Genomic DNA, 25491 nt, shown 5'->3' with positions numbered 1-25491 from the left:
TATAGTCAAATATACTAAAATTAATATTGGCTTACAATCGAGCCACTAATTTGATATTGAAAACACGAGTCGTCATATAGTTTGGAATTCCGTATTGCGATTTTGTATATACATCTCGAACCCAAGTATTTGTAATCGCATTTTGATTGTTAAACAAATTGAAAATTTCCAATCCTAATGAAAATTCGTTGAACGATTTTAACCAGCGTTTTGAAGATTTAATTTTCTCATCTTTAAAGACATAAGAAAATCCAACATCAGCTCTTCGATAATCATTTAATCGTAATTGATAAGCATATGGATCTGCATAAGCAGGAGAACCACCTGGTAAACCAGTATTATACACTAAGTTCAAATACAATTGTAAATTTGGGATATTAGGCATGTAATCTTGGAACAACACACCAAATTTTAATCTTTGATCGGTTGGGCGTGCAATAAAACCTTTTCCATCCTGATTTTCTTCTGTTTTTAGATATCCGAAACTAAACCATGATTCTGTTCCTGGTACAAATTCTCCATTCAAACGTGCATCAAAACCGTATGCGTAAGCTTCTGCATTATTATTGGCTCTATATCGAATACGAACATTATCAATTGTGTACGTATTCACATCGGTAATGTTTTTATAATATGCTTCTGAAATCAACTTAAAAGGTCTATTCCACATTTTAAAACTGTAATCATTACTTAACACCAAATGAAATGATTTTTGCGCTTTGACATTGGTTTGAACCACACCTTCATAATCTCTAAGTTCTCGATAAAATGGGGGTTGGTGATACAAACCTCCTGATAATCGGAACATCATATCTTTACTCCAATCAGGTTTAAAAGCAAATTGAGCTCTTGGTGAGAACGTTATTTGACTATCGCCATCAGGTCTACCATCCGCTTGTACTTGCCATTGATGCGCTCTAACACCGGCATTTAACCAATATTCATGTGTTCCTATTTTTCCTTTGTAATTCCATTGAGCATAACCCGAAAATCGATTGATCTTAGTGAAATTAGTTGCTCTAACATTTTGATAAGGAGCTAATGGTCCCACATAAGGATTATAAGGTTGGTCATTTTGGTAATCTAAAATTGGATTTGGCAACGAAAAACCAGCTGAATCTACAACTTCCCATTCTACAATTCTATCACGAATATCTTCTTTCGTAAATTTAGCACCCCATTCTATTTGCGATTTTTCATTGATATCGTGAAAACCTTTTACTTCAGCATTAACAATTAAGGCATCTAAATCGTTACGTGCGTGATTCAATTGCGAACCTATTCCTCTTGTAAAAACAACATCACCAAAAGTTTCAGAACCAATATTAGCATCTACTTCGCCCAAACGATATTGTGCCAAAATATCATAATATTCTTGTTCTTGTGTATGATACCCTGAAAGGATAAACTTCAATTTATTTTTCTCATTGTATTGATAAATCGCTTTTCCAGCACCAAAAAACGTCAAATATTGATCTTTTTCTTGCCCTTCGTAAAACACTAACAAAGCAATTGGTTCATCGATAGTTCCAAAGTTAGTTTGACGTGTTAATGGCTGATAATTGTATTTGTTTTGCGAAATATTACCTAAAAAACTAAAATTCCACTTGGTAGAAGCGTTAAAATTCAAGAGCGATTGCACATCAAAAAATGTGGGTCTAAAATTGGTTTCCGTTTCCTGACTGTTCACTAACAAACTATTATCTCGATAACGAACCCCTGTAATATTGCTCCATTTTTGATTTTTAGAAACACCTTCAACCGTAAGGCTTCCACCTAAAAAACTTGCTTCTAAACTTGCACCAAAACGCTTTGGGTTTCGATAAGTAATATCTAAAACAGAAGATAATTTATCTCCATATTTAGATTGAAAACCTCCAGCAGAAAAATCTACATTTTGTACCATATCCGTATTGGTAAAACTCAATCCTTCTTGTTGTCCTGAACGAATTAAAAACGGACGATAAACTTCGATTTCGTTTACATAAACCAAGTTCTCGTCATAATTTCCACCACGAACTGCATACGAAGTACTTAATTCGTTATTAGAATAAACTCCGGGTAGTGTTTTAATGATATTTTCAATACCTGGATTAGCGCCTGGCATTTTACGAATGACAACAGGATCAATTGTTGTAACTCCTTCGATACGTTTTTTACTATTAGCAGTTACCGTTACTACTCCAAATTCTTCAATTTTTGAATTCATCACCGGATTTAACTCAAAATCTTCATTAGGTTTTAAATTAAGTTCAATTGTAACTTTCTTTAATGAAACATGGGAAAAAGTAATGGTTACTTTTTTATTGGCTTCAATTTCTAAAATATAGAACCCATTTTCATTGGTTACAGTTCCTTTATCGCCTACTTTAACTGTTACATTTTCTACTGGATTATTAAATTCGTCTAAAATAACCCCTTTAACTCGGGCTTTTTGAGCTGAAACTGAGAAGGAAATTAATCCAATAATGAATACAAAAAATATATTTTTCAAAAGAATTCGTTTTAATTATCTAAAAAAGTAAGATTCAAAGGTAGTAGAATTTTGCAAATTATCAGTAACAACTAACTTGAAATCGTTTTTACCTTCAACGCAAATAGCATCATCTAAATTGTGTACCAACTTTTTTGTTTTATAATCATACTCCATTAAAATCCATTTTCCGTTTATGTAAGCATTGTAGGTATCAATTCCTGAATGCAAATCAGAAATAGAAACACTAATTGTTTTTTGCTCTTTAATAGTCTTTCCTTCTACAAAATTTACATTATAAATTCTTGGCGGTGTGTTATCTTGAGCCAATTTAAACTTACCTAAAGTCTTAGTTTTTATAGAAAATGTATTTCCTTTTCTGTAGGTTTTGTTATATTCTAATTTATAACCTTCTAAAGTTGCAATGTATGTTTTTGCCAATTGCTCTTCTGTTAAACCTTGTACGTTTGTAAACGATATGGTTATATTTTTGTGCACAGGAACACTATCATCATGCAAGGTTAAAATATCGCCGTTAACATCGAAATTTATATAAAAGTCATGGTAAAAAGCATTTTCAGGAATTTGTACTGAAACATTATTTTTTTCAAAAATAGATTCGTTTTTTGCTTTGATAAAATATGGAGTTTTTGGGTACGTTTTTTCAATTTTAGCTTCTTGACGCGCAAACTCTATAGGCACAGTAATTTCGACTTTATTACCATGAAAATCATACAGTTCTACTCGATACAAATAATTAGCAGCAGGTTGCACTCGAATGGTTCCGTCTTTTTTATTTCCTGCTACTATTGAAAGTGGATAATTTGTTAATTGAAAAAGCTTTTGAACCCGTTGTCCCATGAGATGAAAACGTTCATAATCGATAAAATTATTAATATAACGCGATTCATCAAAAGCAAATCCATCAAAACCATATTGGTACTGTAAAACACCATTTAAGTAGGCTTTTACTTTATACAATCCGTTTTTATTATAGGCATTGGTACAAAAATCATATGCATTAATCCCAAAGGCAATTCTACCATCAGCCCTAACTTTTGTTCCTAAATAAGTGCCATCGGTTTGTTTTGTAAAAGAAATGTTGATGGGTAATTGCGAATTATTAACCGTTGTTGAATCTAACGGATAGGCAACAAGACCTTGAATAATAGGTTTTCTTTCGTCTTTAATGATTTTTTTAAATCCGAAATGCAACGGATTCAAAATTTCTTCCGATTTGGTATTACGAAATTCAAAATGCAAATGAGGAGCTCCGCTACCTCCTGTATTACCTGTAAATGCTATTATATCGCCTTTTTTTACGGGCAATTCTGTAGGATACAAATAAATTTCAACCTCATACGATTGTTCTTCGTATTGTTTTTTCTTTATAAAATCTTGAATAGCTCCATTGGCTTTTTGTAAATGCCCATAAACCGAAGTATAGCCATTAGGATGCGTAATATAAATAGCTTTTCCGTAGCCAAAAGTTGAAATTTTAATACGTGAAACATAACCATCTCCCGCAGCATAAACAGGCAATCCTTCAACTCCTTTAGTCTTAAAATCAAGTCCCGAATGAAAGTGATTACTACGCAATTCACCAAAAGAACCCGAGAGATCTAAAGGTATGTCTAACGGAGATTGAAAATAATCTTCTGGATATTGCTGTGCAAAAAATAAAATTGGAAAAAAAAGTAGGGCTAATACAAATTTCATCGTGCTGCTGTTTGTTGCTAAAATAATAAAAAAACTCATCAAAATAAAACAAAAACCATACCTAATAATAACGATTTAATTTCCAAATAGTTAGAAATAATAAAAATTAATTCATAAAATTTAGTAAAAAGTATTGCTATTTTTGAATACTAATGCTAACTTTGTGAAATAATGAAATGAAATTTATCATTAATGAACGGATTATCTGAATTAATTGATTCTCTAGAAGTTAAATTTTTTAAGTTGAATCAAAAATTAACTCAGCTTGAGAAAAAAAATCAAGAGTTAGAAACGGAATTGTTGCTTTCTAAAAAGAACCAACAAGTTCAACTTGACGAAATTGATGCTCTTAAGAAGCAAGTAGATACTCTAAAAATGGTAAATTCATTACTAGGCAGTGAAGAAAATAAACGAGAAACAAAACTCAAAATAAATTCATTAATCCGAGAAATCGATTATTGTATAGCACAACTTTCAGATTAGAAAGCAAATGAGTGAAAAACTGAAAATTAAAATTTCAATAGCAGATCGTGTGTATCCATTAACCGTGGATCCATCACAAGAAGAAGGACTTAGAAGTGCTTCAAAAAAAATAGATGCTATGATAAAACAGTTTGAACAAAGCTATGCCGTTAGAGATAAACAAGATGTTTTAGCTATGTGCGCTTTACAATTTGCAGCACAAGTAGAGCAAAAACAAATATCGAATTCTCAGGACAATGAAATCAATTTAAAAAGATTAGTTAATCTTGATAAAAAACTGAGCGAGTTACTCTCTAAATAAAATACGTTCTTACATAATAAATAAAGATACTGCCTACATTAGTATATATTTGATAAACTCAACACTAACAAATTAAACGAGTGAATCTTTGCAACTATAACAGGCCCTTAAGTGGGAAGTTTGAACTGCAGGTTAGCTTAAATCTTGTATAACAGAGTTTATACAAACACCTAATGTAGGCTTTTTTTATATAATTTTTTTAACAAACATAATGGATATACTAGGTATAATAATTGGAATTGTCGTTGGTCTTGCAGGAGGTTTTGGAATTGCTAAATTTTTAGAAAAAAGCAATGTTTCTAACCTTATTAAGAATGCAAAAAAAGAAGCAGCTTCGATTTTAAAAGACGCTAAAACTGAAGCTGAAGCCGCTAAAAAAGATAAAATTTTACAAGCAAAAGAAAAGTTTTTAGAACTTAAAGCGGAACACGAACAAGTGATTTTAGCACGTGATAAAAAAATGGCCGAAGCCGAAAAAAGAACACGTGATAAAGAATCGCAAATCTCTAACGAACTTGCTAGAGCCAAAAAAGCAGCTGATGAAGCGGAAGCTAAAATCAACGATTACAACAATAAAATCGAATATTTAGACAAGAAACAACAAGAAATTGACAAACTTCACAGAAGTCAAGTGGAGCAATTAGAAGCTATTTCTGGTCTATCTGCTGAAGAAGCTAAAAATCAATTGGTGGAAAGCTTAAAAGCTGAAGCTAAAACAAATGCTATGTCGTTCATCCAAGATACTGTGGAAGAAGCTAAAATGACAGCACAACAAGAAGCTAAGAAAATCATCATCAATACGATACAACGAGTTGGTACTGAAGAAGCAGTTGAAAACTGTGTTTCTGTATTTAACATTGAATCAGATGATGTAAAAGGTAGAATCATTGGTCGTGAAGGTCGTAACATTAGAGCTTTAGAAGCTGCAACTGGAGTTGAAATCATTGTGGACGACACACCAGAAGCTATCATCTTATCGTGTTTTGATCCTGTGAGAAGAGAAATTGCTCGTTTAGCATTACACAAATTAGTAACTGACGGACGTATTCACCCAGCACGTATTGAAGAAGTGGTTGCTAAAACTGCAAAACAAATCGATGAGGAAATCATTGAAACAGGTAAACGTACTGTAATTGATTTAGGTATTCACGGATTACACCCTGAATTAATCAAAGTAGTAGGTAGAATGAAATACCGTTCATCTTACGGACAAAACTTATTACAACACTCTAGAGAAGTAGCTAAGTTGTGTGGTATCATGGCTGCTGAATTAGGCTTAAACGTTAAATTAGCAAAAAGAGCTGGTTTATTACACGATATAGGAAAAGTGCCAGATACAGAAAGTGAATTACCTCACGCTATTTTAGGTATGCAATGGGCTGAGAAATATGGTGAAAAAGAAGAGGTTTGCAACGCTATTGGAGCTCACCATGACGAAATTGAAATGAAGTCATTAATTTCTCCAATTATCCAAGTTTGTGATGCTATTTCTGGAGCACGCCCTGGAGCAAGAAGACAAGTTTTAGATTCTTACATCCAACGTTTAAAAGATCTTGAAGATATCGCTTTCGGATTTAATGGAGTTAAGAATGCTTATGCTATTCAAGCAGGTAGAGAATTACGTGTTATTGTAGAGAGTGAAAAAGTATCAGATGAAGCAGCGGCTAACTTATCATTTGATATTTCTCAAAAAATTCAAACGGAAATGACATACCCAGGTCAAGTAAAAATCACGGTTATCAGAGAAACTAGAGCGGTTAATATTGCGAAGTAATTTTTAGTCGCAGTTGACAGTCGCAGTTGACAGTCGCAGTTGACAGTCGCAGTTGACAGTCGCAGTTGACAGTAAATACTAAAAAAGGGATTTTCAATTTTTGAAAATCCCTTTTTTTATGCCTCAAACTGAGACTGTGACTAAAAATTGCGACTGTCAACTGTGACTGGCAACTATTTACGTGGATGATAATTATTCAATACCTCAGAAAGGAATTTTCTATCCAAATGCATATACACTTCGGTTGTAGTAATGGATTCATGACCGAGCATTAATTGAATCGAACGTAAATCGGCTCCATTTTCTAATAGATGCGTTGCGAATGAATGACGAAACGTATGCGGACTAATGGTTTTATTTAAATTGATTTTTACCGCTAAATCTTTAATAATAGTAAAAACCATGGCTCGTGTTAATTGTCTTCCTCTCCTATTCAAAAACAAGGTGTCTTCATGTCCTTTTTGAACAGGATAATGCACTCGAATTAAATTCACATAAGAAGTAATATATTTAATGGTAGACTGACCCACCGGTACAAATCGTTGCTTGTTTCCTTTTCCTGTGATTTTAACAAAACCTTCTTCAAAAAATAAATCGGAAATTTTTAACCCTACTAATTCCGATACACGCAAACCACAACTGTATAGGGTTTCTAACATTGCTCTGTTGCGTTCACCTTCAGGAGTTGATAAATCTATGGCTGCAATTAAAGCGTCAATTTCTTCTGTAGCTAATGTATCTGGAAGTTTTCGACCTGTTTTTGGAACTTCAATTAATTCTAGTGGAGTATCTTTTCGATAATCTTCAAAAACCAAATAATTAAAAAAGCTTTTTAAACCCGAAATTATTCGCGATTGACTCCTAGCATTTACTTTTGAAGCTATTTCATAAATAAATTGCTGAATGGTTTCTTCTGTTATAGTAATTGGCGTAACTTTTATATCGTGTTGGTTTAAAAACAAAACCAACTTTTCGATATCAAAAGAATAATTTTCTATAGTATTCTTAGAAAGCCCACGTTCTAAACGCAGATAATTTTGATATTCTTTTATATAGGATTGCCAAGTACTCATGTATCAAAAATAGGTAATTTACAGGAATAAAAAAATCCCGAGCAATGCTCGGGATAATTTCAAAAGTATGAACTATAAATTAAAATTTATATCCAAAAGAGAATTGCACAACTCCATTTTTTAAATCTGCACTTGAACCACTTGCGTTGTTAATATTAGTTAAACCAACATTGTAGCGTGCTGATGCAAAAAATTGAGATGTAAATTCATAACCCAACCCAAAATTTAAACCAAAATCAACAGATTTTAAATTATCTTTAATATCTACATCTCCAGAAAATGAATCCGTAATACCCATAAAAGTTTCTGTTTCTTCTATATCACTTTTAGCACTTAAAACAAATCCAATTTGTGGACCTGCTTCTAAAAACAACTTTTCTGTTGCAAAATATTTTGCCATTAATGGCACGTTTAAATAATTAATTTTATTGTCCTCTTTGTAACTATAAGAATAATCTACAGCACTCTCAGAATAATCAATTTTCACTCCTTGCATAGAAAACAATAACTCTGGTTGAAAAGCAAACTTATCTGTTAATTTAACTTCAACAAAAGCACCTAAATGAGCTCCTATCAATGGCTTATTATTTTCAATATCACCTGAAACATTAGAGATATTTAAACCTGCCTTTGCTCCATATTTAATTTCTTGAGCTTGAGAAACTCCAAATACTACTAGTGCAAGAGCACTAAAAATCATTTTTTTCATAAAAATATAATAGTTAAATAAAATACATTTTAAAGAAGAGTTGCTGCGACAGCTCCTCCTAATAACACAACTCCTAAAGTTACTAACCATCCGGTATTTTTCTTTTTCTCTTGAATTACTGGCTGATATGTATCCGCTTTTTGCAAATAACTAGGTTTTACTTCTAATAATTTTAAATCTTTTTCTTCAATAGGTCTAAAATTATTATAGGTAGCTGGCCAACCTTTAACTGTAAGCTCAGTTTTACCATTTTTAGTTACAGTTTCAAAAGTAGGTTCCACCAAAACATCTGCATCTTGCTCTTTCAATAATTTCCTTACTACATTGTTTTTAGCATTTTCTAAAGACTCAATTCCATTGAAAGTAGTAGTAACCTCAACTTTTTCAGGTTTAACATTTAAATCTACCACAACTGGTTTATGAATAACACCAGGACCTACAACATCCATAGACTTTGCCGTACCAGACTTTGTAACTGAACAAGACGTTAAAATTATTCCTAAAAAGGCTAAAAATGTAATTTTTCTCATAATTTCTGAAATATTAAATTTAATACCACAAACTTAGAATGAAAAAAACGACTTTGTTGTACGGAAATCCGTAAGGAAAATCCCTTTTTTTATGTATTAGTTGATATGCTTAAAACTAGAATCTAAAACCTAATCCTAATTGGAATACCGAATTTTTAATATCATCACCGTCTCCTGAATCTCCAATTTGTGTTAGACCTCCTTGATATCTTGCATTAGCAAAAATTACATCTGAAAACTCATAATTCATACCTAAAGCAAGTCCAAAGTCTGTTGATTTTACAATATCCTTAATATCTTCCGTTTCTGAACCATATCCAGCAACTTCTACTTTTACCTTAGCAGCGGTTAAAAAACCAACATAAGGTCCGGCTTCTAATGAAAATTTTTCTGCCACTTTATATTTAAACATAACAGGAACATTAATATAATTAAACTTCAATGTAGCCTTAACATCATATAAACTACCTTCAACAACCAATGGGCCTTCTGACTTTGAACCTTGTGCAGAATACAAAAGTTCTGGCTGGATAATTAATTTATCTGTAACTGGAATTTCAACAAACAAACCTACATTGAAACCTACATAAACTGTAGCATCACCTGCATCATCACCACTAAGGTTGGCAAAATTAATTCCACCTTTAGCACCAAATTTCACATCAGATTTTGATTGCTCCTTCTCTTGAGCACTCATAAAGCCAAAAAGCATAATAGCCACGGCTGACAAAATAACTTTTTTCATAAATATATTAATAAATTAAAGGTCAAAGGTATTTAAAAAAGAAAGAAATTTAATACGTAAAACCATTTGGTTTTTAAATTATTTTACTTATAAAACAAAAAAAATCCCGAGCAATGCTCGGGATTTCTTATAATATTTGTTACAAATTAGAATTTGTAGTTAACTCCGAAAGTTACTGCAGTCCAATCACCTCCAAAATTAAAAGTATTTGTTGAATCAACACCTGATCCACCACCATTATCGTTAGAAGAGTAACCTAAAACACCTACACCAGCTTCTAAAGAGAAGTTAGAAGATACAAAATAATTCATACCTAAACCTAAGTTTACACCAAATTGTTTAGTTTCAAATGAATTTCCTGGCACAACATAATCTCCAATTGTTTGATCAAAATAAAACTCACTGTCTAAAGTCATGTAATCAAAAGCCAATTCTCCAAATAAAGAAAATTTAGATGCTGGAGTAAAATAATAACGTCCAAAAGCTCCTAATCCGAAACCTGAATTAGTAGCATCTGCAGCACCATTGTCAATTTTGTTTGATGAATAACCTAACATACCACCTACAGCAATGTTTTCAGTTACGAAATAACCTACTTTAGGAGCAATAGTAAAAGCATTTTCTTTAAAATCTCCAGTTTTAGCAGAGCTGTAAGTAAATGCTCCTGATACGAATACATCACCTTTTGCGAAACCTTCGTTACTTTTTTCTTCTTGTGCGTTAGCAAAACCAAAAGCTAATAATGCTACAGCAGATAATAAAACTTTTTTCATGTTTAGTTTAAATTTAAAGTTAATGAGGCAAATTTATAGTATTTTTTATTACAAAATATCTTTTTTTGTTATGTTATTAACAATTTTATTAACAATCGAAATATAAAATGTTAATAATCAAGCGATTAAAAATTCAAAAAATCAATAATTTAAAGTTTTTTTAATACTTTTTATCATCGATAAAAATAAGAATCATTTACAACTAATTGAAAATCAACACTATTTAAAATCTAAAAAAAAGACATTTTACAGTAAAAAATACTAAAAAGCGTTAAAAAACGTTAGTTTAGTCAAGAAACCTACTCAAAAAGTTTAAAATTAGATTAATTTTATACCTAATTAAGGTAGGTGGTACACCCCATATATAAAATTAAAATTTGATAGTATGAGAAAAACAATCGCAACCCTCATTTTACTTGTTCTAGGAACAGGTATTTCACAAGCCCAACTTTTAAAGTTTGGTGTTAAAGCCGGAGTTAACTTTGCCAATTATACCGGAGGAGATGTTTCGGGTATGGACTTTAAAACCATAACCAGTTATCATGGCGGTATGATCATGGAAGTTAAACTATTTGAAAACCTAGCATTGCAACCCGAACTTTTATATTCTACACAGGGTTCTGAATTAAAAGGATTAGGGGATCAAATCAAAAATGAATTGGGCTACATTTCTATTCCAGTGTTAGCGAAGTTTTATTTAACTTCAAACGAACTAAGTTTAGAACTAGGTCCGCAAGCTTCATTTTTAGTTAGCGAACGTAATGAAGTAAGTTCTAATGACACCAATTCATTTGAGTTTGGTTTAGCAGGTGGTTTAAGTTATAAAATCACCAAAAGTATTTTTGTTTCCGGACGATATGTAGCAGGTTTAACAGAAGCCAAAAAAGATGCTGATGTAAAAAATTCGGTAATTCAGTTTTCTGTTGGGTATTTATTTTAATTTTAAAACTCACAATATTTTATTAAAACCATTCCTATAAAGAATGGTTTTTTTAATTTTACAAAAACATTTCTTATGAAGATTATCATCATCAATGGCCCTAATCTTAATCTATTGGGAAAAAGAGAACCAGAAGTATACGGTAATGAAACTTTTGATTCCTATTTTGAGAAATTACAATTACAGTTTCCTACAATTTCATTAGAACATTTTCAAAGTAATATTGAAGGCGAACTGATTTCTAAAATTCAAGAGGTTGGATTTACTTATGATGGTATAATCTTAAATGCAGGTGCTTATACTCATACTTCAATAGGTATTGGTGATGCTGTTAAAGCAATCACAACTCCGGTTGTGGAAGTTCATATTTCCAATACTTTTGCTCGAGAATCTTTCCGCCATCAGTCTTATATTTCTCCTAATGCTAAAGGAGTTGTTATTGGTTTTGGATTGATGAGTTATGAATTGGGGATAAGGGCTTTTGAGTAGCGTTGCACTTTTTTACACAGAGATACACAGAGGGTTTTTAAATGCTTTGTGGTAATTGAGATGATGAGGACGTTGCACTTGGTTTTACACCGAGATACACAGAGAGAATGAGATTCACAGAGTGTTTTTTTTATATGCTTTGTGGCAAATGAGATAAAGAGGGCGTTGCACTTGGTTTTACACCGAGATGCACAGAGAGAATGAGATGCACAGAGTGTATTTTTTATATGCTTTGTGGTAATTGAGATAAAGAGGGCGTTGCACTTAATATTTGAAATTTGGTGCGTTGCAATTGGTTTTACACCGAGATACACGGAGAAAATGAGATTCACAGAGTGTTTTTTTTATATGCTTTGTGGTAATTGAGATAAAGAGGGCGTTGCACTTTATATTTGAAATTTGGTGCGTTGCACTTGGTTTTACACCGAGATACACGGAGAAAATGAGATTCACAGAGTGTTTTTTTTATATGCTTTGTGGTAATTGAGATAAAGAGGGCGTTGCACTTTTTTGTTACACAGAGATACACGGAGGTAAATGAGATGATGAAGGCGTTGCACTTGGTTAATTAAAGAATATTTATAAAATTTAAATAATATTATGGAAGTAGATAAGTTAACGGAACAAGTAATTGGTTTAGCTATTGAAGTTCATCGGCATTTGGGACCAGGATTATTGGAATCTGCTTATCAGGAATGTTTGTATTATGAATTAAGTAAAGCTAATTTGAAAGTAGAACGAGAAAAAAAACTTCCTATTTCCTATAAAGAGATTAGAATTGATCATGGATACAGAATTGATTTATTAATAGAAGATAGATTGGTAATAGAATTAAAGGCGGTTGATGTTATTACTGATGTTCACAAGGCTCAAATTATTTCTTATTTAAGGCTTGGAAAATATAAAACTGGATTACTAATTAATTTTAATACAAAATTATTATCTAAGGGAATTACAAGATTTTCCGTGTAACAATAATTATCACAAAACGTCTAAAGTATAACGCCCGAAGCTTCGGACTCTGTGTGAAAAATAAGTGAAACGTCCGAAGTTTCGGACTCTGTGTAGCTCTCTAAAGACAAAGAAAATCAAAAAAAAGCTCGGTGTAGCTCTGTGTAAAAAATAAGTGCAATTCGAAAAAAGTGAAACTCCCGAAGTCTTGGACTCTTTGTGAAAAATAAGTGAAACGCATCTCGGTGTAACTCTATAAAAATAAAGAATATCAAAAAAAGCTCGGTGGAGCTCGGTGTAAAAAAACAACAACATGAAACATCAAATTACCCTACTATTATTATTCATCGCAAGTATTTCTTTTTCCCAAATAAAAGGAACTGTAAAAGACAAAGATGGAAACCCATTACCCTTTGTGAATATCTATATTGAGAATACTTATATAGGTACTACTTCAAATGAATTGGGAAAATATGAATTAAACACTACTGAAAAGAAAAATGTGCCTTTAATTTTTCAATATTTAGGATTTAAAACCCAAAAACATATCTTAAATATAAATAGTTTTCCTTATGAATTTGATGTAACGTTAGAGGAAGAAGATTTTCAATTAAAAGAAGTGCTTGTAGTAAATGGCGAAAATCCGGCTTATGAAATTATTCGAAATACTATTAAATCGAAAAAGAAAAATGCTGCTAAAACAGATAAGTTTGAAGCTGATTTTTATTCTAGAGGTATTTTTAGAGCGAAGGATATACCTAAAAAATTCATGGGTGTTGAGATTGGTGATTTAGACGGCAACTTAGATTCAACACGTAGTGGTATTATTTACCAATCGGAAACGGTTTCTAAAATTAAATTCCAAAAACCTGATAACTTAAAAGAAGAAATCATTGCTTCTAAAATTGCAGGAGACGATAATGGTTTTAGCTACAACACAGCTTTGAATACCAATTATGATTTTTATGAGAACTATGTAGATTTAGGAATTAACATGGTTTCTCCTATTGCTGATAATGCTTTTAATTACTACAAATTCAAATTAGAAAGCACTTTTTATGATGATAGAAATCAATTAATCAATAAGATTTTAGTAACTCCAAAACGCGATAAAGAACCTGTTTTTGAAGGTTACCTTTATATTGTTGAAGATACTTGGGCTATATATGGAGTTGACTTTGACATCAAAGGATATCGCATGCAACAACCGATATTAGAGACAATGAAACTGACTCAAAACTTCAGTTACAATTCAGAAAATAAGATTTGGGCCAAAAACATTCAAGCTTTGGATTTTCAAGCAGGTATTTTTGGAATGAAGTTCACAGGAAAGTTTACGCACGTATTTACTAATTACAACTTTAAAGAGGCATTTGAAAAGAAAACCTTTGGAAAAGAGGTTGTTACTTTTGCTGAGAATGCAAACAAAAAAGAAGCTTCGTATTGGGAAGAAAATCGTCCGGTTCCATTAACAGAAGAAGAAACATCCAATTATGTAAAAAAAGACAGCATACAAACCATTCGAAAATCGCAAGTATATTTGGACTCGATTGATGCTAAAGGAAATAAATTCAACTTATTGAAATTAATAACTGGTTACACGTATAAGAATTCGTATAAAAATTGGAATTTCAACTATCAAGGTGTAACCAATTTAGGGTCGTTAAGTTTTAATACCGTTCAAGGTTGGAATTTAGATAGTGGTTTTTCATTTAGAAAATGGAATGAAGAAACAGGTAAATTTACTTTAATTTCTTCTACCTTCAATTATGGTTTTGCCGAAGATCGCCTTCGTGTTAACGGTCGTTTTTATCACCGATTTAATAATCGAAACAACGCTTACATTAGTCTATATGGAGGAAGTGCTATAAGTCAATTTAATCCGAGTGAACCAATTAGCAATACGATAAATACTGTTGCTACTCTTTTCTTTAAAAACAATTACATGAAATTGTATAATAAAGAGTTTGCTGAAATTAATTATGGTAGAGAAGTTACTAACGGAATTTATGCAAATGGAAAATTATTGTATGAAAACCGTCGTGCTTTATTCAACAACACGGATTATACCATGATTAAAAACGATGATTTGTATTTATCAAACGATCCGTTACAACCTGACAATAACTCTTCAGTTCCTTTTGAGAACCATCACATTATGAAAGCTAGTTTTGGAACGCGCATACATTTTGGACAAAAATACATATCGCGCCCTGACGGAAAAATCAACATCCAAAACGACAATTATCCTATTTTAAGTTTTTACTATGAAAAAGCTTTTGGAGCAAGCAATAGTAATTATCATTATGATTTAGTAAGTGCCATTGTAAGCTACAATAAAACGATAGGAAATAAAGGGGATTTTGGCTTACGTTTTAAAGCCGGAAAATTCTTTAATGCTGAGAATATTTCGTTTGTAGATTATAAACATTTTAATGGAAATCAAACGCATGTTAACATGATGAACAATTCATTGAATGCATTTAATTTATTACCTTATTACAGTCACTCTACGAATGATGCGTATTTGGAAACGCATTTAGAACACAACTTTAAAGGCTATATCATGAATAAGATTCCGTTACTAAACAAATTGCAATGGAATTTAATTGGTGGATTTCATCAGTTAAACATCCCTAACATGAAACCCTATCAAGAGTTTACTGTTGGGTTTGACAACATTGGTTTTGGTAAATTTAGATTCTTACGAATTGATTATGTAAGAAGCTACCAAAATGGTTATCAAGGTGATGGTGTAATGTTTGGGTTGAAGTTTTAGGATTTATTACCAATTATTTTATACTTTAGTAGTACTAACCAATACAAGTATAAATTATGACAAAACCAAGCATTTCTTTTTGGGTAATTAGTGTAGTTGCCCTATTGTGGAATTTAATGGGTGTAAGCCAATACATTCAACAAGCGTATAATACAGAATCGTTCAGAGCGATGTACACCAGTGAGCAATTGTTATTAATGGATGCTACACCGGCTTGGGCTACAGCAGCATTTGCAATTGCTGTATTTTCAGCTGCATTAGGTTGCATCTCATTATTACTGCGAAAAAAATGGGCTTATTCGTTATTTATAGTATCGTTTATTGCCATAATTGTTCAAAATATTGATGGTTTTATGCGTTATAGCTTTTCAGACTTTGACAGTTTTGCATTATCCATGACAATTATGATACCTTTATTTGCTATCTTTTTAATATGGTATAGTAAAAAAGCAATAAGTAAAAACTGGATTTCCTAAAAGTTAGTACGAGCACCCACAAGGTGCTCTTTTTATTTTATAAACACATCATATCCAAAACGAAATAAAAATACTAAAACAAATCGCTATGCGTTCCTGTATCCAATAATAGTAATATTAATTCAGTATCGTTTTGTTTCCAAACTAAAAGCCAATCTGGTTTTATGTGACATTCCCAACAATCCTTATAATTTCCGGATAATTTATGCGGTTTATATTTTTGTGGTAACTTACCTTCTTTTTGGAGTAAGTCAATAACTACTTGCAATAAAGACAAATCATAATTTCTCTTTTTACAAAGTTTTAAACTTTTATCAAATTTGTTGGTTGTAGTAATAGTATACATTAACCCAACACTTTTTTGAAAAGGTCATCAGTATTTTTATACTTTTTCACTTTCCCCTTTTTTTCATCTTCAAGTGCTTGATCTAAACCTGATACTTTTTTAAAAACTCCAAGTGAAAGAACATATGCTATCGTTTTTTTTGCAATTGGGTTTCTTGCATCGAATCTTAATGTTATTTCTGCCATGATTATAGTATTTAAATACAAATATACAAAAATCGTGCTAGTTAATTTAATTCTTTATTAAATGATAAATTACTTCAAAAAGACATCATATCCAAAACGAAGCAACGCTAATCCTACTACAATTAAAAAGAAAACACGAATAAATCCGTTGCCTTTAGAAATAGCCAATCTAGCGCCTAACCACGAACCGGTAACATTACAAATTGCCATGGGAATAGCAATCGTCCAGATGATTTTTCCTTTTAATACAAATAAGGTAATAGAACCAATGTTGGTTGCCAAGTTGACTAATTTTGCATAAATATTAGCCTGTAAAAAATCGAAACCCAAAACCGCAATAAAAGCCATGATTAACAAGCTTCCAGTTCCTGGTCCAATGAATCCATCATAAAAACCTAAGAAAACACATATAATACTTCCGTAGATATAGGTTTGCTTCTTTGAAAGTTTGTTGATTTGAAATTGACCAAAATCTTTTTTAAAATAGGTATAAATTAAAAGAAGTACTAGAATAACAAAAAGCAGGGGTTTCATAAAATCGTTTTGCATTACATTGAGCAAACTCGAACCTATATAAGCAAATGCAAAAGAAATTATAGCTATTACAATGAATAGCTTCCAATTTACTTTTGCCGATTTTAAATAATGGTATGTTGCCATACTAGTTCCACTAAAACCTGGGATTTTTAGCGTTCCAATAATAGAGGCAACAGGTAATTTAGGTAATAAAATTAAAGCTGCAGGTGTTTGAATTAATCCACCACCACCAACTATAGCGTCTATAAAACCCGCTATGAAGGACGCGATGCAGAGAAAAATGATAATGTAAGTCTCCATTTTTTTAGTAATCAGTCTCAGTGTTCAGTCTCAGTAATACTGCTTACTGCGACTGAACATTGAACACTAAATTATACTCTTACAATATTAGCTCCGATAGCGCGAAGTCTTTCGTCGATGCGCTCGTAACCTCTGTCGATTTGTTCGATATTTTGAATGGTTGAAGTTCCTTTTGCTGTTAAAGCGGCAATTAATAATGAAATTCCGGCTCTAATATCTGGAGAACTCATAGTAGTTGCTTTTAGTTGCGATTGGAAGTTATGTCCCATAACCACTGCTCTGTGTGGGTCACATAACATAATTTTTGCTCCCATATCGATTAATTTATCTACGAAGAACAAACGGCTTTCAAACATTTTTTGGTGAATTAACACATCTCCTTTAGCTTGAGTTGCTACAACTAAAACGATACTTAACAAGTCAGGTGTAAATCCTGGCCATGGAGCATCGGCAATAGTTAAAATTGAACCATCGATATCGGTTTTGATTTCATATCCGTCTTTATGTGCAGGAATGTAGATATCATCGCCTTTTCTTTCAAGTGTAATTCCTAATTTTCTAAATACGTTTGGAATTTGCCCTAAGTTATCCCAACTCACATTTTTAATCGTAATTTCGCTTCTTGTCATAGCTGCAAGACCAATCCAAGAACCGATTTCAATCATATCCGGTAAAATTCTGTGTTCGCAACCGCCTAAACTTTCCACACCTTCAATTGTAAGTAAATTAGACCCAACACCGGTGATTTTCGCACCCATCGAATTTAACATTTTACACAATTGCTGTAAGTAAGGTTCGCAAGCTGCATTATAAATCGTTGTTGTTCCTTCTGCTAAAACGGCAGCCATTACAATATTAGCCGTTCCGGTTACCGAAGCTTCGTCTAACAACATATAAGAACCTTGTAATCTTCCGTCGATTTCCACTCCGTAGAAATGGTCTTCTCTTTCGTATCTAAATTTAGCACCAAGATTAATAAAACCTTCAAAGTGCGTATCTAAACGACGACGACCAATTTTATCACCTCCAGGCTTAGGAATGTATCCACAACCAAAACGTGCTAATAGCGGTCCTACAATCATAATTGAACCTCTTAAACTTCCACCTTCTTTTTTGAAAGCTTCTGTTTTTAAGTAGTTTACATTTACCTCATCGGCTTGAAACGTATAATCACCAGGTCCATTTTTTTGAATTTTAACCCCTAAGTTTCCTAAAAGTGTAATTAATTTATTTACATCAATAATATCTGGAATATTGGTAATTCTAACTTTTTCAGAAGTTAATAAAACCGGACACAAAACTTGTAAAGCTTCATTTTTTGCTCCCTGAGGGGTTATATCCCCTTTTAATGGTTTTCCTCCTTCAATTTTAAATGTTCCCATGCAACTGCCTATTTTTTAAATGTATTTTTGTTTTGATTGTTTTTATTCATGTGCCCTTTATTGTTGTTATTTTTCTTAACAATTCCGGGTTTATTGGAACTAAATTGCGTTTTATTGGATACTTTCTTGTTCACTTTCATCAAATCGTGTGTATTAGAAAGCTCCTCATTGGATTTAGAAAGATTTAATTTACCTCCCGAAAGTTCTAATAAATGTTCAAAAATTACTTCGTCTGTAACCGTATCTTTGTTCCAACTCAAGTAACATTTTTTCATGTGATTTGCAATTACTAAAACTAAAGCATTTTTTAATTCGCTTTCTTCCCAGCTATTCGCTACATCAATCATGTATTTGATGTTGTTTCCGTAAAAACGATATTTTGGGAAATTTTGTGGATATTGTAATCGCTCTGGTTTTTGAGATAACAATTCTTTAGACGGAATAGGATACGGAGAATCGACATCCAATTTAAAATCAGACATGATAAACAATTGATCCCATAATTTATGTTGAAAATCCAATACATCACGTAAATGTGGATTCAAAGAACCCATTACCGAAATAATGTATTTTGCTGCTTTGTTTCGCTCGTCACGATCTTCAATAGCCGTGGCTTGATCGATTAATTTTTGCAAATGTCTTCCGTATTCTGGAATAATTAAATGCGGACGTTGCGAATTATATTCTAAGTTGCTTACTTGTTCTTGCATGTTTATTTTATAATGAAATGATGCCTTCAATATCCGAAACCTCAATGTATTTATCAATTACACTTTGCGGATTTTGCATGTTCACACTTACTGAAACGCTTGTAAATTTACCTGTTTTTGACTGTTGTGTCGTAATAACAGCTCCCATATTATTAAAAGCAGCTTCTACTTTTGCAATACTATGTGCGTTAGAAGGCATGATAAATTTATATAAGTATTCTGAAGGCCAAAGTGTTGAATTTGATAACTCTTCTTTTAATCGTATGTAAAATTCTTCTGTTTTCTTATCCATCATCATTTCGTATTTGAATTAGCAAATATACTTTTTTATGTTCAGAATTGTATTGTAGCAACTTATAATTTTTTAAGTTGATTAGATTTTTAAAAAAACTTACTTTTGCGCCTTAGAAATTCCAATATGAATAAAGAAATTGTGGTTTTAATAGGTGGACCAAGTTCTGGAAAAACCACCTTAATCGAAGCATTAAAAGCAAAAGGACACACTTGTTATCCTGAGATTTCTCGTGAAGTAATCCGTGAAGCTCAAGAACAAGGAATTGAACAATTGTTTCTCGAAAAACCACTTTTATTTAGTGAATTATTATTAGAAGGCAGAAAAAAACAATTCCATCAAGCTTTAAATGAAGAAGCCGATGTTGTTTTTTTAGATCGCGGTATTCCAGATGTTTTGGCTTACATGCATTATATTGGCGATTCGTATCCTTCCTTTTTTGACAAAGCGTGTCAGGATTATAAATATAGTTCGATATTTGTTTTACCCCCTTGGAAAGAAATCTATGTTAGTGATGCCGAACGTTATGAGAACTACGAACAAGCCGTTTTGATTCACGAACATTTAATAGAAACTTACAAAAAATACGGTTATTCGATTACAGAAGTTCCGAAAGATACGGTGGAAAATCGTGTAGCTTTTATTATGAAACATCTTAATCAATAATTTTTTATACTTTAGTGTTTCTAAAAGCCCAATCTAATGTCGGAAGCCTTACAAATTCTTCAAAAATACTGGAAACACGATAGTTTTAGGGAACCTCAAGAAGCCATTATTCAATCGGTTTTAGATGGAAATGATACGTTTGCTCTATTACCAACAGGCGGAGGAAAGTCGGTTTGTTTTCAGATTCCAGCCATGATGCTTAATGGCATTTGTTTGGTGATTTCGCCTTTAATTGCATTGATGAAAGACCAAGTTCAAAATTTACAAAGCAGAAATATAAAAGCGATTGCTTTAACAGGTGGGATTTCACAAGATGATATTATTGATATTTTAGACAATTGCCAATTTGGAAACTACAAATTCTTATACCTTTCACCAGAACGTTTACAACACGATTGGATTGTAGAACGTTTGAAACAATTACCTATTAATCTTATTGCAATTGATGAAGCACATTGTGTGAGCCAATGGGGACATGATTTTAGACCTGCTTATTTAAAAATTTCGGCTTTAAAAACGCACTTCCCTTCTACTCCATTTTTAGCCTTGACTGCAACAGCAAACAAAAGAGTTCAGGAAGATATATGTACACATTTAGCGTTGGTAAATCCGAAAGTTTTTACCAAATCATTTACTCGAGAAAACTTGGCTTATCATGTGATTAAAACCGAGGATAAACTTTTCAAAATACAGCAGATTTTAACCAAAAACCCGCAATCTTCTATCATTTATGTTCGTAATCGTAAATCGTGTATTGAAACATCAAAACAGTTGAATCAATTGGGATTTACAGCTACCTTTTATCATGGCGGACTCCCATCAAAGGAGAAAGAAAAAAACATGCAATTGTGGTTGGAAAACAAATCGCAGGTTATTGTAGCCACGAATGCTTTTGGAATGGGAATCGACAAACCCGATGTAAAAACAGTAATTCACATTCAACTTCCAGAAAATATTGAAAATTATTATCAGGAAGCCGGAAGAGCGGGTAGAAATGGCGAAAAAGCGTTTGGGATAATTGTCACAAACCCTACAGATATTGGTTACACTAAAGCCCAATTTATAGATGTTTTACCTGATAAAAAATTCGTAAAAGACGTTTACATCAAGCTGAACAATTACTTTCAAATCGCTTATGGTGAAGGTTACAATGAAAGCTTTGCTTTTAGTTTGAATCAATTTTGTGCACAATATCAATTTCCGATTTTAAAAGCATTCAATAGCTTGCAATTTTTAGATCGTCAAGGCATTATTACCTTTCAGAGTGAATCTACTGAAAAAATTAGTTTGCAATTTATCATCCCAAGTAAAGAAGTAATTCGTTATATCAGTTTGCATCCGCATGACGAACCCATTATTACTGCTATATTAAGAACTTATTCCGGAATTTTTGATGTGGAAACCACTATAAATCCGCATTTGATTGCTAAAAAAGCAAATACAACCGAAAAACATGTGGAAGAAGTAATTGATAAATTGGCTGCGAGTCAGTGCATTCTTTTGCATGCAAAAAACAATGACAGTTCGATTACTTTTAACGAAGCACGTGAAGACGACTTAACCATCAATCGAGTGGCTAAGTTTTTAGAACATCAAAACAAATTAAAGGAAGAGCAATTCCAAAGTGTTGTGAATTATATTACTAATGATGATACGTGCAAAAACAAAATGCTACTTGCCTATTTTGATGAAATCTCAAAGGATGATTGTGGCATTTGTTCGTACTGTATTGCAAAAAATAAAACCCAACCAAAAGAAGTACCCCAATTAATTCTTCAATTGCTTGAAAAATGTCCGATGAATTCGAGAGAAATTGAAAACCAACTACACATTTCTTCAGAAGCCACTATCTTTGCCCTAAAATTATTATTGGAAAATAATAAAATTAAAATTAATTCAAACAATCAATATTACCTTATATAATGGAAAAACTTCGCATTGTATTCATGGGAACCCCCGATTTTGCCGTTGGGATTTTAGATACCATTTATAATAATAACTACGAAATAGTAGGTGTAATAACTGCTCCAGACAAACCAGCCGGTAGAGGACAAAAAGTAAGCATGAGTGCAGTTAAAGAATATGCTTTAGAAAAAAACTTACGCTTATTACAACCTACCAACTTAAAATCGGAAGAGTTTTTAAACGAATTAAAAAGTTTAGAAGCCAACTTACAAGTGGTAGTTGCCTTTAGGATGTTACCTGAAGTGGTTTGGAAAATGCCAAAATTAGGTACATTCAATTTACACGCTTCTTTATTACCAGAATATCGTGGAGCCGCACCCATAAATTGGGCTATTATTAATGGAGAAACCAAAACCGGTGTTACCACTTTCTTCATTGATGATAAAATTGATACAGGCGCCATGATTTTAAGCAAGGAAACAGAAATTGGAGCTAGCGAGACAGCGGGCGAATTACATGATCGTTTGATGCATTTAGGAAGTACAACCGTTTTAGAAACACTTCAATTAATTGAATCAGAAAAAGCAACAACCACATTACAAGAAAATAATCCTGATGTTAAAACTGCATACAAGTTAAATAAAGAGAATTGTAAAATAGATTGGACCCAATCAGGAGAGACGATTTTTAATTTAATCAGAGGATTATCTCCTTATCCTGCTGCTTGGACCTATATTCAAGATGGAGAAAACGAATGGAACGTAAAAATTTACTCGGCTAGTTTTGAAGAAAAAGCACATTCGGATGCTATCGGAAAAATTTCTACCACTAAAAAAGAAATTTTTATAGCAGTTAAAGATGGCATTTTAAAAATTGAAAGTTTGCAATTTCCTGGAAAGAAAAGAATGTTAGCACATGAATTACTTAATGGTGTTAAGTTATCAGAAAACGCAATAGCGCTGTAAGCCTTGAAAACACTATATTTAAGGGTAAAATTTAAAAAAACAAACAATGTTATTAACATTTACCCCATTTTATTAACATTTTTATCGAAAAAAAAGACAAACACTTGCACAGGTCAATAATACCGCTAAATTTGTGATAAATAATTAAGTTTAACCAATTAAAAATAACTTTAATCATGAACAAATCAGAATTAATCGATGCAATGGCAGCTTCTGCTGGAATTACAAAAGCAGCTGCTAAATTAGCTTTAGAATCATTTTTAAGCAATGTAGAAGGAACTTTAAACAAAGGTGGAAGAGTTTCTTTAGTAGGTTTTGGTTCTTGGTCAGTATCTAAAAGAGCTGCAAGAGATGGAAGAAACCCTCAAACTGGTAAAACTATTAAAATCGCTGCTAAAAACGTAGTAAAATTCAAAGCTGGTGCTGAATTAGAAGGAGCAGTAAACAAATAATATTTTTGTTACAAAAAATAGAGAGTCCCGATGCAAATCGGGACTTTTTTTTTACACTTTATCGATTTTTTTTTGATTTTGTATGAATTTTTTGCTAACTTACATTCACAAACTATAGAAATATGATAACAACGCTACCCAAAAAAGGTCATTTGTTAATAGCAGAACCTTCCATGTTAGGTGATGTTTCTTTCAATCGCTCTGTAGTACTTTTAGCAGAGCATAATAGTGATGGTTCTGTAGGTTTTATATTAAACAAACCTTTAAGCTATACTATAAATGACTTGTTACCAGAAATTGAGGCAACCTTTAAAATTTATAATGGCGGCCCTGTAGAACAGGATAATTTGTATTTCATACACAACATCCCAGAAATCATTCCTAATAGCGTAGAGATTTCTAACGGAATTTATTGGGGTGGTGATTTTGAAGCCACAAAAAACCTCATAAATGAAGGAAAAATTACCAAAGAGAATATTCGTTTTTTTCTTGGCTACAGCGGATGGAGTTTCAATCAATTAGAAATGGAAATGCAAGAAAATGCCTGGATAATTTCTGAAAACACTTCTGAAAATAATCTATTAGCTAAGGCTAGCACAGCTATGTGGAAGGAAAAAATAATAGAACAAGGGGGCGACTATGTCTTGTTTTCTAATTCTCCTGAAAATCCAATGCTTAACTAAGACGGATTTTAGCATTTAAACGCTTTACTACTTCCGATGCAAATTCGGTTGTGTATTCTTTTTTTCTGTATTTAGTAATGGGTTGAATACCTGAAATTACATTGGTTAAAAACAACTCATCTGCTTTTTGCAAATCGAAAGGTGAAATAGAAATTTCATTCACTTCAATTCCTTCTATTTTTTTTAAAATTTCTAATACTTGTTTGCGCATAATTCCATTCAAACATCCGTCAGAAACAGGTGGTGTGACCACTACATTTCCTGTTTTCATAAATAGATTGCTTTGCAAGGCTTCTACAACATTTTTTTCATCATTAAGTACCAAACAATTATCATAACCATTTTCGCTAGCAAAAATACTTCCTGTAATTTGAAGCATTTTATTATTGGTTTTTAGAGCAGATAACAATTGCTTTTGAATGTAAAAATCTTTGTATAATTCTACTTCGTAGTTTTCTTTTCCAATACTATACAAATCGGAACTTAAAGGCGAGGCTGTAACGATAAACTGAACATTTCTTGACTTTGGCAAATAAAATCCTTCTGATTCTCTATATACGGAGAAACGAACACGATATGAATTATTTTTTTCAAGAGAAGAAATTAGCGTTACTATTTGGGATTCAAAGTATTCCATAGTAAAATTCATAGGAATTTCCATTCGGCATATTCGCATAGAAGCCATCAATCTAAAATAGTGATCCTCAAGAAACAATACTTTGTTGTCCATTACTTTGATAGTTTCAAAAACACTATCTCCAAATAAAAAACCTCTGTTATTTTCAATTGAAATTGAACTGCTCTCCTGAATATTTCCGTTGTAATTTACCATAAAAAATCCCGATTTAAAAAT

At 32.2% G+C, this 25491-nt stretch carries 27 protein-coding genes; 13 read left to right on the top strand and 14 right to left on the bottom strand.

The window, feature by feature from the left end; genetic code table 11:
* Positions 1–31: 31 nt before the first annotated feature.
* Positions 32–2500, bottom strand: a complete 2469-nt coding sequence (locus tag LOS86_RS04385; protein ID WP_374107584.1) for a carboxypeptidase-like regulatory domain-containing protein — start codon at positions 2498–2500, stop codon at positions 32–34.
* A 9-nt stretch (positions 2501–2509) separates the two neighbouring features.
* The gene (locus LOS86_RS04380; protein ID WP_231843421.1) at positions 2510–4192 is read right to left on the bottom strand and encodes a M23 family metallopeptidase; all 1683 of its coding nucleotides are present in this window, start codon (positions 4190–4192) and stop codon (positions 2510–2512) included.
* 192 nt (positions 4193–4384) lie between these two features.
* On the opposite strand from LOS86_RS04380, the gene LOS86_RS04375 reads away from it, so the two are divergent.
* The 3 genes from LOS86_RS04375 to rny all read left to right on the top strand — a co-directional run bounded on the left by LOS86_RS04375 (position 4385) and on the right by rny (position 6750).
* Positions 4385–4675 carry a hypothetical protein gene (locus LOS86_RS04375; protein WP_231843420.1) on the top strand — a complete coding sequence of 97 codons (291 nt, stop codon included), beginning with the start codon at positions 4385–4387 and terminating at the stop codon, positions 4673–4675.
* A gap of 7 nt (positions 4676–4682) precedes the next feature.
* Positions 4683–4976, top strand: a complete 294-nt coding sequence (locus LOS86_RS04370) for a cell division protein ZapA (RefSeq protein ID WP_231843419.1) — start codon at positions 4683–4685, stop codon at positions 4974–4976.
* Between the two features lie 211 nt (positions 4977–5187).
* Positions 5188–6750: a ribonuclease Y gene (rny, locus tag LOS86_RS04365; protein WP_231843418.1), complete on the top strand. Its 1563-nt coding sequence runs from the start codon at positions 5188–5190 to the stop codon at positions 6748–6750.
* Between the two features lie 173 nt (positions 6751–6923).
* Here rny and xerD read toward each other — a convergent pair whose 3' ends face one another.
* The 5 genes from xerD to LOS86_RS04340 form a co-directional block, all read right to left on the bottom strand.
* Positions 6924–7823: a site-specific tyrosine recombinase XerD gene (gene xerD / locus LOS86_RS04360; protein ID WP_231843417.1), complete on the bottom strand. Its 900-nt coding sequence runs from the start codon at positions 7821–7823 to the stop codon at positions 6924–6926.
* Between the two features lie 79 nt (positions 7824–7902).
* The gene (locus LOS86_RS04355) at positions 7903–8532 is read right to left on the bottom strand and encodes a porin family protein (protein ID WP_231843416.1); all 630 of its coding nucleotides are present in this window, start codon (positions 8530–8532) and stop codon (positions 7903–7905) included.
* Between the two features lie 29 nt (positions 8533–8561).
* On the bottom strand, positions 8562–9062 hold the full coding sequence (locus LOS86_RS04350; protein WP_231843415.1) for a hypothetical protein: 501 nt from the start codon (positions 9060–9062) through the stop codon (positions 8562–8564).
* Positions 9063–9177: 115 nt separating this feature from the next.
* The gene (locus tag LOS86_RS04345) at positions 9178–9807 is read right to left on the bottom strand and encodes a porin family protein (protein ID WP_231843414.1); all 630 of its coding nucleotides are present in this window, start codon (positions 9805–9807) and stop codon (positions 9178–9180) included.
* Positions 9808–9953: 146 nt separating this feature from the next.
* Entirely contained in the window at positions 9954–10580 is a 627-nt protein-coding gene (locus LOS86_RS04340; protein WP_231843413.1) for an outer membrane protein, read from the bottom strand.
* Positions 10581–10965: 385 nt separating this feature from the next.
* Between LOS86_RS04340 and LOS86_RS04335 the strand changes: the two genes are divergently transcribed.
* The 5 genes from LOS86_RS04335 to LOS86_RS04315 all read left to right on the top strand — a co-directional run bounded on the left by LOS86_RS04335 (position 10966) and on the right by LOS86_RS04315 (position 16215).
* Positions 10966–11520, top strand: coding sequence for a porin family protein (locus LOS86_RS04335; protein WP_231843412.1), 555 nt, complete (start codon positions 10966–10968; stop codon positions 11518–11520).
* Positions 11521–11595: 75 nt separating this feature from the next.
* Positions 11596–12009: a type II 3-dehydroquinate dehydratase gene (gene aroQ, locus LOS86_RS04330; RefSeq protein WP_231843411.1), complete on the top strand. Its 414-nt coding sequence runs from the start codon at positions 11596–11598 to the stop codon at positions 12007–12009.
* Between the two features lie 600 nt (positions 12010–12609).
* Entirely contained in the window at positions 12610–12981 is a 372-nt protein-coding gene (locus LOS86_RS04325; RefSeq protein ID WP_231843410.1) for a GxxExxY protein, read from the top strand.
* 292 nt (positions 12982–13273) lie between these two features.
* Positions 13274–15739 carry a DUF5686 and carboxypeptidase regulatory-like domain-containing protein gene (locus LOS86_RS04320; protein WP_231843409.1) on the top strand — a complete coding sequence of 822 codons (2466 nt, stop codon included), beginning with the start codon at positions 13274–13276 and terminating at the stop codon, positions 15737–15739.
* Positions 15740–15795: 56 nt separating this feature from the next.
* Positions 15796–16215, top strand: coding sequence for a hypothetical protein (locus tag LOS86_RS04315; protein WP_231843408.1), 420 nt, complete (start codon positions 15796–15798; stop codon positions 16213–16215).
* Positions 16216–16288: 73 nt separating this feature from the next.
* Here the strand turns inward: LOS86_RS04315 and LOS86_RS04310 are convergent, their stop codons facing one another.
* The 6 genes from LOS86_RS04310 to LOS86_RS04285 form a co-directional block, all read right to left on the bottom strand.
* Positions 16289–16561: a type II toxin-antitoxin system YafQ family toxin gene (locus LOS86_RS04310; RefSeq protein ID WP_231843407.1), complete on the bottom strand. Its 273-nt coding sequence runs from the start codon at positions 16559–16561 to the stop codon at positions 16289–16291.
* A complete protein-coding gene (locus LOS86_RS04305; RefSeq protein WP_231843406.1) occupies positions 16561–16746 on the bottom strand; it encodes a hypothetical protein in 186 nt (61 codons plus the stop codon). The genes LOS86_RS04310 and LOS86_RS04305 overlap by 1 nt, the downstream gene beginning before the upstream one ends.
* 69 nt (positions 16747–16815) lie before the next feature.
* A complete protein-coding gene (locus LOS86_RS04300) occupies positions 16816–17583 on the bottom strand; it encodes a sulfite exporter TauE/SafE family protein (RefSeq protein WP_231843405.1) in 768 nt (255 codons plus the stop codon).
* Between the two features lie 71 nt (positions 17584–17654).
* A complete protein-coding gene (gene murA, locus LOS86_RS04295) occupies positions 17655–18965 on the bottom strand; it encodes a UDP-N-acetylglucosamine 1-carboxyvinyltransferase (protein ID WP_231843404.1) in 1311 nt (436 codons plus the stop codon).
* Between the two features lie 8 nt (positions 18966–18973).
* Positions 18974–19675, bottom strand: coding sequence for a DUF4290 domain-containing protein (locus tag LOS86_RS04290; RefSeq protein ID WP_231843403.1), 702 nt, complete (start codon positions 19673–19675; stop codon positions 18974–18976).
* A gap of 7 nt (positions 19676–19682) precedes the next feature.
* On the bottom strand, positions 19683–19967 hold the full coding sequence (locus LOS86_RS04285; protein WP_231843909.1) for a DUF493 family protein: 285 nt from the start codon (positions 19965–19967) through the stop codon (positions 19683–19685).
* A gap of 126 nt (positions 19968–20093) precedes the next feature.
* Here LOS86_RS04285 and LOS86_RS04280 point away from each other — a divergent pair, with 126 nt between their 5' ends.
* The 5 genes from LOS86_RS04280 (at position 20094) to LOS86_RS04260 (ending at position 24638) form a co-directional block, all read left to right on the top strand.
* Entirely contained in the window at positions 20094–20633 is a 540-nt protein-coding gene (locus LOS86_RS04280; RefSeq protein WP_231843402.1) for an AAA family ATPase, read from the top strand.
* 36 nt (positions 20634–20669) lie between these two features.
* A complete protein-coding gene (locus LOS86_RS04275; protein WP_231843401.1) occupies positions 20670–22556 on the top strand; it encodes a RecQ family ATP-dependent DNA helicase in 1887 nt (628 codons plus the stop codon).
* Positions 22556–23503, top strand: a complete 948-nt coding sequence (gene fmt / locus LOS86_RS04270; RefSeq protein WP_231843400.1) for a methionyl-tRNA formyltransferase — start codon at positions 22556–22558, stop codon at positions 23501–23503. Before LOS86_RS04275 ends, fmt begins: the two co-directional genes overlap by 1 nt.
* A 176-nt stretch (positions 23504–23679) precedes the next feature.
* Positions 23680–23955, top strand: a complete 276-nt coding sequence (locus tag LOS86_RS04265) for an HU family DNA-binding protein (protein WP_008256752.1) — start codon at positions 23680–23682, stop codon at positions 23953–23955.
* Positions 23956–24077: 122 nt separating this feature from the next.
* A complete protein-coding gene (locus LOS86_RS04260; RefSeq protein ID WP_231843399.1) occupies positions 24078–24638 on the top strand; it encodes a YqgE/AlgH family protein in 561 nt (186 codons plus the stop codon).
* On the opposite strand, the gene LOS86_RS04255 is transcribed toward LOS86_RS04260, so the two are convergent.
* Positions 24631–25470 carry an aminotransferase class IV gene (locus LOS86_RS04255; RefSeq protein WP_231843398.1) on the bottom strand — a complete coding sequence of 280 codons (840 nt, stop codon included), beginning with the start codon at positions 25468–25470 and terminating at the stop codon, positions 24631–24633. The two genes, LOS86_RS04260 and LOS86_RS04255, sit on opposite strands and share 8 nt — an antisense overlap.
* Positions 25471–25491: the final 21 nt, after the last annotated feature.

Source organism: Flavobacterium cyclinae (assembly GCF_021172145.1).
Lineage (GTDB): Bacteria > Bacteroidota > Bacteroidia > Flavobacteriales > Flavobacteriaceae > Flavobacterium > Flavobacterium cyclinae.
This window is presented reverse-complemented; position numbering and strand designations above follow the sequence as displayed.